We start from the raw sequence: 14257 nt of genomic DNA on the forward strand, positions 1-14257 counted from the left end.
AGGATCCCTCAATCAACGCCGTGCAGCAGCAAACTTTGCCAACCTAGTTTTTTTCCCCTCCCCACTACGACGCTACGCGTCGCAGCGGGGGCCCCATCGGAAGGGCTTTCTCGCCTGGCGCGTCGCGTCCCGCCATGGCAAAGCCGCGGCGGGTTTTGTCTGGCGGAAGCTGGAAAAATCAGAACCGGTTGTTCAGCCGCAGCAGAACCCGCGTCTCGTCGAAGTTGGCGGCCTTGTCGTAGCGGAAGGCGCCGCCGAGGCTGAGCCGCGGCGTGAGCGCATAGTCCACATCCGCCCGCAGCCCGCCGATCAGCCCACTCGTGGACTGGCCCGGGTAGCGCGCCAGGCCGGCGCCCTCCTTCCGGGCCGCATCCGCCTGCAGGTCGCGGTTGTTCGGGAAGAAGTCGCTGTCGCTCTCGCGCCAGTTCACGTAGCCGATCGTCCCGCCGACGCGGTAGCTGAGGTCGCCGATCTTGCTGCGGTAGTCGACGGGCAGGTTGATCGCCGCATAGCTCTGCGGGCTGTAGTAGCCGCCCTGGCCATAGGTGAAGTAGCGCAGGTTCTTGTCGAAGGCGAAGTAGACCAGGTCGACGCCCGTCGTCAGCTCCGTATCCCCGTCGCGGATGATCGGGTAGCCGAAGCCGAGCCCCGCCTCCGTCCGGGTGTTGCGCGCGACCTGGTCGCCCTCGTAGACCGCATAGCCGCCGCCGGCATAGACATAGCCGCGCCCGACCGGGATCTCGACCTGCGCCCGCCCGCCGGTGCGCGTCACCCCGCCCCAGCGCCCCTGGACCGGATCCCGCGTGCCCGACCAGGACAGCAGGCTGTCGGTGACTGCCCGCCGCTCCGCGGTGAAGCGCAGGCGGAGGTTGTCGGTGATCGCCGGCGCCAGCTCGATCCCGCCAAGCAGGTTTGTCGCCTGGAAGCCGAGCGGCGTCGTCCCGACATCCGCCCGCAGCCAGTCCGACCGCGCATAGCCGACCGAGACGCCGACGCCGGAGGCCGTGCTCGGCCCTGCCCCGCCGGGGCCGTTGAGCAGGTTGGCGCCGAAGCGCCGCCGCGTGTTCTCGTCGGCGCCGAGCCTGCCGCTGTCGATGGTGACCGGGCTGATCGTCGCGCTGAGCCGCCCGCCGAGCGCCCCCGGCGAGACGGAGGCCGTCACCGAGCCCGAGAGTTCGTTCAACCGGTCGAGCCCGCGCGAGCCGGAGCGGGCCCGGCCGCCGACGGTGCCGTTCATCCGCGGCGCCGTCTCATCCTCGAGCGCCGCAAGCTGCGCCGCGATGTCCTGCGCCACCGGGTCGCTCGGCAGCGCCACCAGCGGCGCCCGCCCGGGCGTGGCGACGAGGCCGCCGCGGGCGAAGGGATTCTCCGCCCCCCGGAGGGAGACCGGCGTGGCATCCCCCGGCAGGCCGGCCCCTTGCGCCATGGCGACCGGCCGCGCCACCTCCTGCTGCCGCTGCTCCGCCGCCAGCTCCAGCGCCCGCCGCGCCCGGCTGTCCTGCCCGGAGGCGCGCGCCACGCGGGCCTCGAGCAGGGTCGCCCGCGCATCCTGCGGCGCCAGCGCCCGCCCCTCGGCCACCAGCGCCTCCGCCCGCGGGCGGTCGCCCGCGGCAAGTGCCGCATCCACCGCGCTGCGCCGGGCATCGAGGTCGCGCGGGTCCCGCGCCAGCACCTGCTCGGCCAGCCGCATCGCCTCCGCCGGCCGCCGGGCCCCCTGGTACAGCCGGGCGAGCGCCAGCCGCAGCTCGGGGCTGTCCGGGTTGGCGGCGAGCGCCGGGCGCAGCCGCTCGAAGGCACCGGCCTGGTCGCCACTCGAGTTCAGCCGGTCGGCGGCGCGGATGGCGATGCCGGTGCGCAGCGAGGCGAGGTCGCGCCGCTGGTCCGCCGGCAGGCTCGTCGCGTCGGCGGCATCGGCCAGCGCCCCCGCCTCCGCCTCCAGCCCGGCCCCCAGCAGGGCGCCGGCGATGGCGAGCTGCGCCCGCGCGCCGCCCGCCCGGTTGGCCGTCTGGCCGATCCGCCCTGCCTCGGCCGCACCGAAGCGGTCATTGGCCGCGGCGAAGGCGCGGATCACCGCCGCCGCCGTCGCGCCCGAGGGGTCGGGCCGTGCCGCCAGCATCAGCAGCCGCTGCCGCCCCTCGATGTTGCCGCCGCGCAGCATCTGCCCCGCCCGCTCCACCTCGGCCGTGGCGCGCGCCCGCTGCGCCAGCCGCGCCATGTCGGCGCTGCGGCGGCCGGGCGGGATGCGGTTGATAAGCGCCTCCGCATCGGCGGCCCGGCCCTCCTCGTCGGCCAGGAGGGCGGCGGCCATGACGGCGTCGCCGCTCGCGCCGCGGGCCGCCAGCTCCTCCACCAGCGCCCGGCCCTCGCCGGCCCGCCCCTCGCGCCGCAGGGCACGGGCGAGGTCGAGGCGCACCCAGGGATCGTTCGGCACCAGCGCCATGGCGTTGCGTAGCAGGGCGGTGGCTGCGGCCGGGTCGGCCGCCCGCGCCGCCTCTTCGCGGTACTGCGCCGCCTGGGCCTCGCCCGGCGAGAGCACCGGCCGCGGCGTCGCCACCGCGACCATCTCCGAGGTCCGGCCGAGCGCCCGCAGCGCCTGGTTCAGCCCGAGCTGCGCCGGCACGAAGCCCGGCCGCCGGGTCAGCGCGGTGCGGAAGCGCTGCTCCGCCGCCGCCGGGTCGCCGCGCTTCAGCGCCAGCTCGCCGAGCGCCACCTCGGCATCCGTCTTGTCGTCGGCCTCGCGGCGGACGGCGCGGCGCAGCACCGTATCCGCCTCGTCGAGCTTGCCGGCGCGCAGCAGCGCGCGGCCCTCGGCCAGCTCGGCGCCGTAGCTGGCGCCGTCCAGCGCCTTCTGCCACTGCGCCGCGCGGGCCGGGTCGGCCGCGACGGCGCGATCCAGCAGGGTGCGGGCCTCGGCCGTCTTGCCCTCGCGCAGCCGGACGATGCCGAGGCCGCCGAGCGCATCCGCGTCATTCGGATTGGCGGCGATGGCGGCCTCGAACTGCCGCGTCGCATCGCGCAGCCCGCCCGCATCGAGCCGGGCGAAGCCCTCCTGCCGCGCCGCAGCGCCGGGGTCGGGCGGCGGGACGGCGGCGCGGGCGGTCTCGATGCGCCGGCGCAGCTCGTCATCCTCGGGGAAGCGGCGGAGATAGGCCTCCTGCTGCGGCACCGCGGCCGGGTCGCCGATGCCCCAAACCAGCGCCTGCCGCCAGGCCCGCCGCGCCTCCGTCCCGATCCCCGGCTGGTCGACCAGCCCTGCCAGCCGCTCGATCCCCTGCGCCCGCGTCCCGGGCTGGTAGGTCAGCGTCTGCGCATAGGCGAGGCGTGCGCGCGGGTCGCCATTCGGCCGCTCGGCCAGGGCGGCGAGGCCGCGCCGCCCTTCCTCGCCGCCCGCCGGGGCTGCGGCCATGGTCTGGTAGTATTCGAGGGCGAATTGCTCCGGCGGTCCGGCCTGGCCGAACAGCGCCCGGTAGCGCGCCACCGCCTCGGCCGCCTTGCCGTCGCGCGCCAGCTGCCGCGCCGTCTCCAGCGAGCCGCGGTCGATGGTGGCGCCGCGCACCGCATTGTCGACCTGCGCCCGCTGCTCCTCCGTCCCGCCCGCCGCGCGCAGCCGGGCGAGATAGGCCGCCGCCGCTGTGCGGTTGTCCCGCGCCGCCTCGATCCGCGCCGCGGCGGCGAGGGCGTTGGTGTTGGTCGGGTCCGCCTGCAGCGCCCGCTCGATGGAGGAGGCCGCGAGGTCGGCGCGGTCCTGGCTCAGCCAGCGCTCCGCCTGGCGCACCAGCAGCTCCACCGCGGAGCGGCTGCTGCCCGCATTCGGGGCGAGGCTCGCCTGCGCGGCGAGCGGGGCCTCCGCCGGCTGGGCCAGGCCGGCGCAGGGCGCCAGCAGCGCGAGCGCCCCGAGTTGGGCAAGCCGGGTCCTCATCTCAATGGGCCTTCTCGACGGGGGTGCGGCCGCGCAGGCGGATCGCCGCGCGGCGGCGGAGCATCCAGTAGAAGCAGCCGCCCATGGCGAGCGCCGCCGTCACCAGCAGCGCCAGCGCCCGCTCCGGGTGGTTGCCGAACCAGATCTGCGGCAGCAGCCACCAGCCCGGATCGCCGGTTTCGTAGCGCGGCATGGCGCGATAGGCGGTGACCGGCCCGCCGGCCATCACCACCACATCGCCCTGGATGCGGCGGGACTGCACCGGGTCGCGCAGCGCCCCGGCCATGGCGGCGACCGAGGCCTGGGTGGCGCCGGTGATGGCGACGATGGACTGGCCGGACTGCAGCGGGCTCTCCGTGCCGATGATGGCGCCGAGCCCTTCCCCGGCATCGGCGAAGGCGGCAGCGGCGCGGTTGCGCTCGCCCCGGCCCGCCTCGCCGAGGAAGACGGCGCGGACATCCTGCAGCGCATCCGGCAGGGCGAGCACCAGCCGCTCGCCCTCCAGCCGCACCGGCGTCTCCTTCAGCAGCGTGGCGAAGGCGGGCATGCGGCCGAGCGGCCCGATCGCCAGCAGGTCCCGCCCGGCGACGGAAGCGAGGCCGCTGGCATGCACCACCTGCACCCCCGTCGCCGGCAGGCCGACGATGACGGAGAGCTGGCCGATCAGCTCGAGGAAGACCTGCGTCTCCACCGCCGTCGGCCGCTCCGGCAGCACCACCGCGGTGCCGGAGAGGTCGGCCATCCGCGTGAAGGGGAAGCCGGCGGAGGCGAAGAAGCCAAGGTTGGGCATCCGCGCGTAGCGGTGGATGCGGCTCAGGTCGATGGTGCTCTCCGGTTCTACCGAGGCGCGCAGGTCCGACGGCGTGGCGACGCATTCGCCGCGCGCCAGCGGCCGCATGTCGAAGCGGAGCTGCAGCTCGTCCCGCCCGAGCAGCAGGTAGGGCGGCACGCTGGCCCGGCCCTCGCGGAGCTCCGGGCTGCCGAAGACGCGGCGCCAGGCTGCCTCGAGCGGCCACCAGAGCTCGCCTGGGTTGAGCGGCAGCGAGCGCAGATAGGTCTCCGAGACCGAGACGTCGAGCCGCGAGGCGGAGATGTCGATCACCGGCCCCGGCGGCGCACGGTATTTCAGGTCGACCGGGAAGCCGTGGTTGCGCCAGGTGAGGATGTCGGGCGCGGTGCGCAGCGGCACGCGGATCGGCGCCGGGGCGTAGCCATAGCCCTGGAGGTCGGCCTTCTCGACCAGGCTGCCGAGCGTGACCGGCCGGTCGGTCGCCACCCAGCGCGGCGAGTCGTAGGGCCGGCGCGGGGCGATGCTGGGCGGCGCGACGCGCGCCAGCTCCCCCGACAGCGCCGCCTTGCCGACGGCGAGCACCGAGGCGGCGGCGGCCACCTCCGCCTCCGTCCGCCCGCCGAGGACGAGCAGCGTGCCGAAGCTGTCGGACGGGTTGGCGACGAGGGCGATGGTCGGCCCGTCGAACCGCGGCAGGGCGAGGCCGGGCACCGCATCCGTGCCGAGGGCGAAGACCACCGCATCGCCCTTGGGCGGCGGGGTGCGCTCCACCGGGAAGCTCGCGCCGCGGTAGTCCGCCTGCACCGCGAACCAGGAGGTGGCGATGGCCGCGGCGCGCAGCGTGCCGGGCCCGGCATTCTCGGCGATCACCACCGGCAGGGTCAGCGCCCCGCGCAGCACGCGCCGGTCGAAGAGCGGCTCCGGCAGGCGGGCGAGGTCGCGCGTCGGCGGCAGCCGCTCGATCCGCATGGAAACGGTCGAGAGGTCGGAGACGGTCGCCCAGAGCAGGCCGGAGAGCGGGTCGTTGCACTCCACCGCATAGCGGCCGGAGAAGCGGAAATTCAGGCGGTTGATGTCGCTGAAGAAGAGCGGGTCGAGCGGGAATTCCATCGGCCCGAAGGCCTGCCGCGCCGGGTCGACCGGGATGGTGCCGACGAACTGCTCGTTCAGCGTGATGGCGACCTGCGACAGCGAGGGGATGAGCTGCGGCGAGACGCCGCCGGAGACGGAGAGCTTCGCCTCCGTCACCACCTCGTCGGCGCGCAGGCCGAACTGCACGCCCTGCAGGTCGGAGATGCCGCGCAGCTGCATCGGCCCGGCGAGGCCGAGCTCGCGCAGCGTCGGGTTGATCTGGCGCACGCCGTCGACCGGTTCGGCCGGCCGCGCCGCGGCGGCCAGGGGGGCCGGCGCCAGGGCCGGCAACGGCTGGGCCGAGCTGCCCGGGGCGAAGGCCAGGAGCCCGAGCAGCGCGCCGGTGACGGCGGCTGCCACCTGCCGGCGCCGCCGCGGCTCCACCACGTCGGAGACGCGGACGGGCGCGGCCGGCGCCGGGCCCCCGGCCCGCATCGGCTTCTGCACCGTCTTCGGGAAGGCGATGCGGTACTTGCGGAAGACCGCGTCAGCGGTCGCCAGCACGACATTGGATAGAGAGCGAAGCGGCTTGTCCACGGGCCAGTCATCCCAGTGCAGCCAGGCATCGGGCCGGCCGAAGAAGACGCGGGCGACGGCCGCCTCGTCGGCGAGCGTCTCCACCACGAAGCGGAGGAAGACCTCGTCATCCACCCAGCGCAGCACCTCGGCCTGCACCTCGATCAGCTCGCCGCAGGTCTCGAAGGCGATGCTGGCGCGGTCGCCCTCCATGGAGCCGAGCGGGCGGGCCAGGGTGATCCGGGCGCCGGAGAGGGAGATGTTCGAGGTCTGCGCCTGGATGCTCTCGCCGCTCGCCAGCCTGAGCGTCGCCGGCACCACCGCATCGGTGCGGGCGCGGACGCGCATCTGCTCCCGCTCCCGCCCCACCGCCACGGCGGCCGAGGCGGGAATGACGCAAAGCGCGGCCCATATGGTGTTCAGCAGATAGGCGCGGTACTGCAGGGTGGAGCTGTCGGTGGTGGCGATGCCGACGAGGCCGATGCCGAGGCCGATCAGCAGCAGCACGGTCAGCACCACCATGGGCAGCACGGTCGGCAGGTCGAGATAGCCTTCCTCCACCATGCCGCCCTTGTCGGTGACGTTGAACTTGCCCTTGGTCGGGTCCCAGAGCGTCTTGAAGGTGACGGGGACCAGCGGCCAGGCGAGCGAGGCCTCGTAGATCTCCGACCAGAAGGAGTGGCGGTGCTTGCCGTTCAGCCGCGCCGTGGTGGCAACCGCGTGGAACATGTGCGACCCCGCATAGGCGATGATGCCCAAGGGGCTCGCTGCGATCACGCTCTGGCCGAAGAAGAGGAAGGCGAGCGGCGAGGTGAGGAAGACCAGGCGCGGGATGGCGAAGAGGAAGCCGAAGCCGCCCATGAAGTAGCAGAGCCGCTGCCACCAGCCGAGGCCTTCGGCCACGATGGTCCTCTCGAGCCGCATGATCTGCATCATGCCGCGCGCCCAGCGCATCCGCTGGCCGATATGCAGCGCCAGCCGCTCCGTCGCCAGCCCGGAGGCGAGCGGCAGGCGGATATAGGCGGTGTGCCAGCCGCGCTTCTGCATCAGCAGCGAGCAGTGGCAGTCCTCGGTGACGGTGATGTGCGGCACGCCGCCCACCTCCTCGAGCGCGGTGCGGCGGATGACGGCGCAGGAGCCGCAGAAGAAGGCCGCGTTCCAGAGGTCGTTGCCTGGCTGGATGGCGCCGTAGAAAAGCAGCCCCTCATTCGGCACCGGCCGCTTGCGGGCCAGGTTCCGCTCGAAGGGATCGGGCGAGTAGAAGTAGTGCGGCGTCTGCACCATGGCGATGCGCGCGTCCCGTACCAGCCAGCCCACGGTGAGCTGGAGGAAGGAACGCGTCGGCGCATGGTCGCAGTCGAAGATGGCGATGAGCTCGCCCTTGGTGTGCCGCAGCGCGTGGTTGATGTTGCCCGCCTTGGCGCCCTTGTTGTCCGGGCGGATGACGTAGCCGCAGCCGCTCTCCTCGGCGAACCGGCGGAATTCCGGGCGCCGCCCGTCATCCAGGATGTAGACGTTCAGCTTCTCGCGCGGCCAGTCCATGTTCATCGCCGCCAGCACGGTCGGCCGCACCAGGTCGAGCGACTCGTTGTAGGAGGGGACGTAGACGTCGATGCTCGGCCAGAGGTCCGGGTCGGCCGGCAGCGGCACCGGCTTGCGGTCCAGCGGCCAGGAGGTCTGCAGGTAGGAGAGCGCCATCAGCAACCCGGCATAGAGCTCCGCCAGGAAGAGCAGCACGCCGAGGACGATCTGCGGCCAGGTCTCGAACTCCAGCGTGTCCGTCGCCCGCCAGTAGAGGTAGCGGAAGGTGATGGTGATCGACATCACCACCAGCACCAGGCCGATGCGACGGGACTGGAAGCGGTTCAGGACGAGGAAGGCCAGGATGCCGCCGGTGGTCAGCACCGCCTGCTGCTCCGCCTCCATAGGCACGGTGATGTAGACGAAGCAGGCGAGGAGGCCGAGCGCGACCAGCGTCGCGCGCAGCAGCCGGTGCCGCAGCTTCGGCGGCGCCGGGAAGGCCGGGGCGGGAAAGGTCGCGGCGCTCATCGAAGGCCCCACTCGCTGAGTGCGGAAAAGCCGGTGCGGCGGCGCGCCTGGCTGCCGGGCGGCGCCAGCCGCAGGCGGGTGGCGATGCCCTCCGCGACGGCGCACAGGTCCTCGGCCGCCGGCCCCTCATGGGCATCGAGCAGCATGCGCTTGTCGGCCAGCGCCTCGGCCACCGCCTCGTCGCGGCAGACGGCGCCGACCAGCCGGGTGCCGAGCACCTCCGCCGCGCCGTCGAAGACCGCGCTGCCGAGCGGCGCGTCGAGATCGACCTGGTTGAGCACCACGACGGCCTTCTCCCCAACCCGCGCCGCGAGCCTGCCGCGGCCGAGCCAGCGGTTGGAGGCGACCAGCGGGATCTGCGCCGCGCTCGCCCCATCGGCCAGTAGCACGACGACAAGCAGATCGACCTGCGGCAGGATGGCGCCCAGCGCCGGCGTCGGCCCGGGCGGGCTGTCGGCGACGACGACCTGGTCGGGATCGGCCAGCATCTCCCGCATCGGGCCGGCCAGCAGCTCCGGATCGGAATGGAGCGCCTGGGTGGTGTCGAGCGCGGTCAGCGGGTCGACCGTGCCATAGGGCAGCAGGCGGACCCCGTAACCGGTCTCGACCGCGGCGTGGCGCCAGGGCGGGCGACGCGTAATCTCGCCGAGGAAGCCCGCCTCGTCCCGCAGCGGCAGGCCGAACTGCAGTCGCAGCGCATTCTGCGAGTCGAGGTCGAGGGCGAGGACGCGATGCCCGCGCTGCGCGAGCAGCGCCGCGACATGGGCGGCGAGGGTCGTCTTGCCGACACCTCCCTTGGGTGAGGCGAATGCGATGAGCGGCATGGCGGCGGTTGGCCTTCAGCCTGGCCAGGCGCGCCGCGGCGTGCTGCCGCGCGGCCTGGAGGAATGTGGGGCGGGCGAGGTCGAGCGGGCGGCCGCGCTGCCGGGCAGGGCCGGCATGGCAGGACGGGCAGCCGGCCGGCCCGAGGGGCGGCCCGGTGGCGCGGGCGCCGGGGCGGCGGGTTCGGGTTCCGGCTCGGGGATGAGTTCATCGAGCATGCGGTAGCGCCGGGCGGCTGGCGGCTCGGGCAGGCGCTCGACCGGGGCCGGTGGCGGGAAGGGCAGAGGCTTGGGCACCCATGCCGCCGCGGGCGGCGCGGCGGCGACCGGCTCGGCCACCGCGACGGGCTCGGACGCCGCAACGGGCTCCGGGATGGCGATGGGGGGAAGCTCGGCCGGCATCGGCACGGCCTCGGCTTCCGCCTCCGGTGCGATCGGGATCGGGTCGAACTCGATGGCGGGGAAGGGGATGTAGCGGAACGCCCTGAGATCGCAGGCAGCAGCCACCTTTGCGACTTCACGCTCCACGGTAGAGCAACCTCCGATAAAGCATCGACATGATGTGGGGTCCAGCCTTCCGCTGCAACCGTATGACGAATGGCGTTTCCACCTTCTTAGCAGAATGAAGCTTAAGAGCGCAGCCTGCTTCAGAACCCTTTGCGGGAAATTCTGTGGCCTGTTGCATCTATAGGTAATATAGACGGCGGCGTCTACCAGCCGTGGTGGCCCATGGCCGATTCAGCTTAATCTCCGTCCCCTCTCGAGGATTCCAGCGATGCTCATCGAGCCCGTCCGCACCGCCACCCGCTACGGCGAGAGCGGCAAGACCAGCGCCCTGCGCTACACCATCGGCAGCATGGCCGTGATGGCGGTGCTGTTCTGCCTCTTCCTCCTCGCCGGGCTGGAGCTCTAGCCATCCGCTGGCTTCGGGATCGCCGGCTCTGGCTGGCCGTGGCAGCGGCCGCGGTCATCCTCGGGCTGCGCGTCTCGGGGCTCGGCGGTCTGCTCTCGCTCGAGACCCTGCGCAGCCATCGGGCGGAGCTCACCGCCTGGGTCGCGGCGCATCAGCTCGGGGCGGCGCTGGCCTATGTCGGGATGTATACCGCGGCTGTCGCCTTCTCGATCCCGGGTGCCGTCATCCTGACCCTGACGGGCGGCTTCCTCTTCGGCGCGCTGGCGGGGACGCTGCTGGCGGTCGCCGGGGCGACGGCGGGGGCGGTGCTGGTCTTCCTCTTCGCCCGGGCGATCTTCGGCGCCAAGGCGCTGGACCGCTTCGGCGAGCGCGGGCGGAGGCTGGCGGAGGGCATCCGCCGCAATGCCTGGTCCTACCTGCTGGTGCTGCGGCTGGTGCCGCTCTTCCCCTTCTTCCTCGTCAACCTCGTGCCGGCCTTCGTCGGGGTGCGGCTGCCGGTCTATGCGGTGACGACCTGCCTCGGCATCCTGCCGGCGACGGCGGTCTTCGCGCTGTCGGGCGCGGGGCTCGGCTCGGTGCTTGATTCAGGCGGGCCGCTCGAGCTGCGCTCCATCCTGACGCCGCAGGTGCTCGGCGCCTTGTGCGGGCTGGCGGCGCTGTCGCTCGCCGCCATCCCGCTGAAGAACCGGTTTCAGAGGGCGGAGTAGCCCCCGTCCACCGTCCAGTTGGAGCCGGTGACGAAGCTCGCCCGCTCGGAGCAGAGCCAGACCACCGCCTCCGCGATCTCCTCCGGCACGCCGAAGCGGCCGAGCGCGGTGCGGGCGATGATCGCGTCGCCGCGGCGACGCTTCGACTCCTCGGTCATCGGCGTCTCGATATAGCCGGGGCAGACGGCGTTGATGCGGATGTTCTCCGCCGCGTGGTCGACGGCCGCCGCCTTGGTCAGCCCGACCACGCCGTGCTTGCCGACGACATAGCCCGCCGCCCCCGGCAGCCCGCGCAGCCCGGCGACGGAGGCGGTGTTGACGATGGCGCCGCCGCCCTGCTTGCGCATCTGCGCCACCTCGTGCCGCAGGCAGCGCCAGACGCCCGTCAGGTTCACGTCGAGCAGCCGCTGCCAGGAGGCCTCGGCCAGGTCGGCGGCGAGCACGCCCGTCGCGTTGACCTGGTGCGGCGCGATGCCGGCATTGTTGAAGGCGCAGTCGAGCCCGCCGAAGGCCGCGACGGCGGCGGCGACCATCGCCTGCACCTGCTCATCGTCGGTCACGTCGCAGGCGATGGCGACGGCCTCGCCTCCCTGGGCCTCGATGGCGGCGACGGTCCGCTGCGCCGCCTCCAGCGTCTGGTCGGCCGCGGCCACCCAGGCCCCCTCGCGGGCGAAGGCCAGCGCCGTCGCCCGGCCGATGCCGGAGCCGGCGCCCGTCACCAGCGCCGACTTGCCGTCGAGCATCCCCTTCGCGCCGGTCACAGCACCGCCTCCTCGGCCCAGTGATGCGCCATCGACAGCGCCGCCTGCCGCAGCACCAGGGCCGAGGCGGGGATGAACCTGCCCATGGTGAGGAAGGCATGGATCTGGTCGGCGACATGCAGGTAGGTGACGCGCACGCCGTCCTCCTCGAGCCGCCGGGCATAGGCCGCACCCTCGTCGACCAGCGGGTCGTAGCCTGCGGTCATGACGAAGGCGGGCGGCGTTCCGGCCAGGCTGTTCGCCCGCAGCGGCGAGGCCTGCCACTCGAAGCGCCGCTTCGGGTCCGGCACGTAATGGCCGATGAACCAGCGCATGGTGTCGCTGGTGAGGATCAGCCCCTCGGTGAAACGCTCATAAGCCGGGCGATGCGCCGCCATGTCGGTCGCCGGGTAGAGCAGCATCTGGTAGCCGACGGCAGGCACCGTGCCGTCCCGCCCCATGATGGCCAGCACGGCGGCCAGGTTGCCGCCGGCGCTGTCGCCGCCGACCGCGAGCTTCGCCGGGTCGATGCGGAGCGCGGCGGCATTCGCCGCCACCCAGCGCAGCGCCGCCGCGCTGTCCTCCACCGCCGCCGGGTAGGGGTGCTCCGGCCCCATCCGGTAGTCGACGGCGATGACGCAGCAGCGCGCCGCATTGGCCAGCAGCCGGCAGGGCTGGTCATGGCTGTCGAGGTCGCCGATCACCCAGCCGCCGCCATGGAGGAAGAGCAGGCAGGGCAGCACCTCGCCGGCCTCGGTGCCGGCGGCGCGGTAGCGGCGCAGCCTGACCGGGCCGGCCGGGCCGGGGCAGCTCAGGTCCTCGACCTCCGCCACCGCCTCCGGCTCCGGCTGCAGCACGGTGCGGGACTTGGCGGAGGCGACCCGGGCCTCCTCCGGGCTCAGCGTATGGATGGGCGGGCGGCCCATCTCGCGGATCAGGTCGAGGACGCGCTGCGCGCCGGGGTCGATGGGCATGGGGTTCAGCCTGTCCAGGATGCGTGGGCGGAAAGGGTTCGCCCGGCCATCTTGCGCCTCCCGGCCGCTGCCGCAAGCCGCCCCGGAGCGGAAGCCTAGCCCGCCCGCTCCTCGCCCCCGCCCACCACCACGGGCTCGAGCATCGATTCCGCCTCGCGCTTCAGCCGCCGGTAGCTGCGGGTGGAGAAGGGCAGCATGCCGCCATAGATCAGCCCGCCCGCGGCCAGCGCCGCCCAGGGCTCGGTCAGCAGCACCGCCACATAGGCGCCGATGCCAAGCAGCAGCGGCAGCACGTAATCCGCCGGCACCTTGAAATTCTTGAAGCTCCAGGTCGGCAGGGTCGAGACCATCAGCCCGCCGACCGTCACCAGCAGCAGGCCGACGAAGGCCGGGTGCCGCACCGCACCCGCCAGCCCCGTCCAGCCCCAATCCTCGAACAGCAGCGCGGCGAAGAGCGGGAAGAGCGCGAGGCCCGCCCCGGCCGGCGCTGGGACGCCGGTGAAGAAATTCTGCGAATAGGCCGGCTTCGGCGGCGGCCCGGCGAGCGGCAGGGCGGGCGCCTCCACGATCGCGGCATTGAACCGCGCGAGCCTGAGCGCCGAGCAGACGGCAAAGAGCAGGCAGGGGGTGAAGCCGAGCCCCCGCGCATCGTGCAAGGTCCAGAGGAAGAGGATCAGCGCCGGCGCCACGCCGAAGCAGAGGAAGTCGGAGAGGCTGTCGAATTCGGCGCCGAACCGGCTGGTGGCCTTCAGCAGCCGGGCGAGGCGCCCGTCCAGCGCATCGATTGCGGCGCAGACGACGATCAGCGCCGCCGCCTTCTCCCATTGCGCGTCGAAGGCGAAGCGGATGGCGGTCAGCCCGGCGCAGAGGCCGAGCATCGTCAGGATGTTGGGGATCAGCCGGTTGAAAGAGGGGCCCTTGTAGCGCGGCCGGGTCCGCGGCCGGAGGCGCCGCAGCCGCCCCCGCAGGCGCGGCCCGTTCACAGCGGCAGCCTCGGCGGGGCGAGGTCGGCGAGCACCGTCTCGCCGCCGATCATGGTCTGGCCCACGGTCACCATCGGCCGCACCCCCTCGGGCAGGTAGACATCCGTCCGGCTGCCGAAGCGGATGATGCCGAAGCGCTCGCCCGCCTCCAGGCTATCCCCCTCCCGCACGTCGCAGAGGATGCGCCGCGCCACCAGCCCCGCGATCTGCACCACGGCGACGTCCCGCCCATCCGGCAGGCGCAGCGCCATGGCGTTGCGCTCATTGTCCTCGCTCGCCTTGTCGAGGTTGGCGCTGAGGAATTTCCCCGCCCGGTAGGCGATGCGGGTGATCCGCCCTGCGACGGGCGAGCGGTTCACATGCACGTCGAGCACCGAGAGGAAGATGGCGACGCGCCAGCGTGCCGCCGGGCCGAGGCCAAGCTCCGCCGGCGGCACGGCCTGCACGACGCTCACCACATGCCCGTCGGCCGGCGCGACGACCAGCCCCTCCCGGTCCGGCGGCACGCGGCGCGGGTCGCGGAAGAAGTAGAGGCAGAAGAGGGTGAAGATCAGCCCCAGCCAGAACAGCCAGGAGCCGAGCAGCAGCCCGCCGAGGACCGAAACGGCCAGGCCGATCGCGATGAAGGGGTAGCCGGCCCTGTGGGGCGGGGCCATCACGAGCCGCAAACTTTGTCCGAGCGCCATGGCGCGGGTTTATGGTGCGTTCACCTCG

At 73.4% G+C, this 14257-nt stretch carries 10 protein-coding genes; 2 read left to right on the forward strand and 8 right to left on the reverse strand.

The features are described from left to right. Window positions 1-178 precede the first annotated feature (178 nt). The 4 genes from AC5JJ1_RS14205 to AC5JJ1_RS14220 are packed head-to-tail and all read right to left on the reverse strand — an operon-like array spanning window position 179 to window position 9733. Window positions 179-3919, reverse strand: a complete 3741-nt coding sequence (locus tag AC5JJ1_RS14205) for a cellulose biosynthesis protein BcsC (protein WP_495785759.1) — start codon at window positions 3917-3919, stop codon at window positions 179-181. A 1-nt stretch (window position 3920) separates the two neighbouring features. Beyond that, window positions 3921-8405 (reverse strand): UDP-forming cellulose synthase catalytic subunit, encoded by a 4485-nt coding sequence (bcsA, locus tag AC5JJ1_RS14210; protein ID WP_495785760.1) that lies wholly within the window; start codon window positions 8403-8405, stop codon window positions 3921-3923. Further along, the gene (locus tag AC5JJ1_RS14215; RefSeq protein ID WP_495785761.1) at window positions 8402-9229 is read right to left on the reverse strand and encodes a cellulose synthase operon protein YhjQ/BcsQ; all 828 of its coding nucleotides are present in this window, start codon (window positions 9227-9229) and stop codon (window positions 8402-8404) included. The genes bcsA and AC5JJ1_RS14215 overlap by 4 nt, the downstream gene beginning before the upstream one ends. 15 nt (window positions 9230-9244) lie before the next feature. Continuing rightward, window positions 9245-9733 (reverse strand): hypothetical protein, encoded by a 489-nt coding sequence (locus AC5JJ1_RS14220; protein ID WP_495785762.1) that lies wholly within the window; start codon window positions 9731-9733, stop codon window positions 9245-9247. Window positions 9734-10001: 268 nt separating this feature from the next. On the opposite strand from AC5JJ1_RS14220, the gene AC5JJ1_RS14225 reads away from it, so the two are divergent. Further along, on the forward strand, window positions 10002-10139 hold the full coding sequence (locus tag AC5JJ1_RS14225; RefSeq protein ID WP_495785763.1) for a hypothetical protein: 138 nt from the start codon (window positions 10002-10004) through the stop codon (window positions 10137-10139). A gap of 38 nt (window positions 10140-10177) precedes the next feature. Continuing rightward, window positions 10178-10846 carry a TVP38/TMEM64 family protein gene (locus AC5JJ1_RS14230; RefSeq protein ID WP_495785764.1) on the forward strand — a complete coding sequence of 223 codons (669 nt, stop codon included), beginning with the start codon at window positions 10178-10180 and terminating at the stop codon, window positions 10844-10846. Here AC5JJ1_RS14230 and AC5JJ1_RS14235 read toward each other — a convergent pair. From AC5JJ1_RS14235 to AC5JJ1_RS14250, 4 genes are all read right to left on the reverse strand, one after another. Continuing rightward, the gene (locus tag AC5JJ1_RS14235; protein WP_495785765.1) at window positions 10831-11607 is read right to left on the reverse strand and encodes an SDR family NAD(P)-dependent oxidoreductase; all 777 of its coding nucleotides are present in this window, start codon (window positions 11605-11607) and stop codon (window positions 10831-10833) included. The two genes, AC5JJ1_RS14230 and AC5JJ1_RS14235, sit on opposite strands and share 16 nt — an antisense overlap. Beyond that, complete coding sequence (lipP1, locus tag AC5JJ1_RS14240) at window positions 11604-12560, reverse strand: LipP1 family hormone-sensitive lipase (protein ID WP_495785766.1); 957 nt, start codon at window positions 12558-12560, stop codon at window positions 11604-11606. Before lipP1 ends, AC5JJ1_RS14235 begins: the two co-directional genes overlap by 4 nt. Window positions 12561-12655: 95 nt before the next feature. Beyond that, a complete protein-coding gene (locus AC5JJ1_RS14245) occupies window positions 12656-13543 on the reverse strand; it encodes a CDP-alcohol phosphatidyltransferase family protein (protein WP_495785767.1) in 888 nt (295 codons plus the stop codon). Further along, window positions 13540-14229 (reverse strand): phosphatidylserine decarboxylase, encoded by a 690-nt coding sequence (locus AC5JJ1_RS14250; protein ID WP_495785768.1) that lies wholly within the window; start codon window positions 14227-14229, stop codon window positions 13540-13542. Before AC5JJ1_RS14250 ends, AC5JJ1_RS14245 begins: the two co-directional genes overlap by 4 nt. Window positions 14230-14257: the final 28 nt, after the last annotated feature.

The sequence above is a fragment of the Belnapia sp. genome, assembly GCF_059504005.1.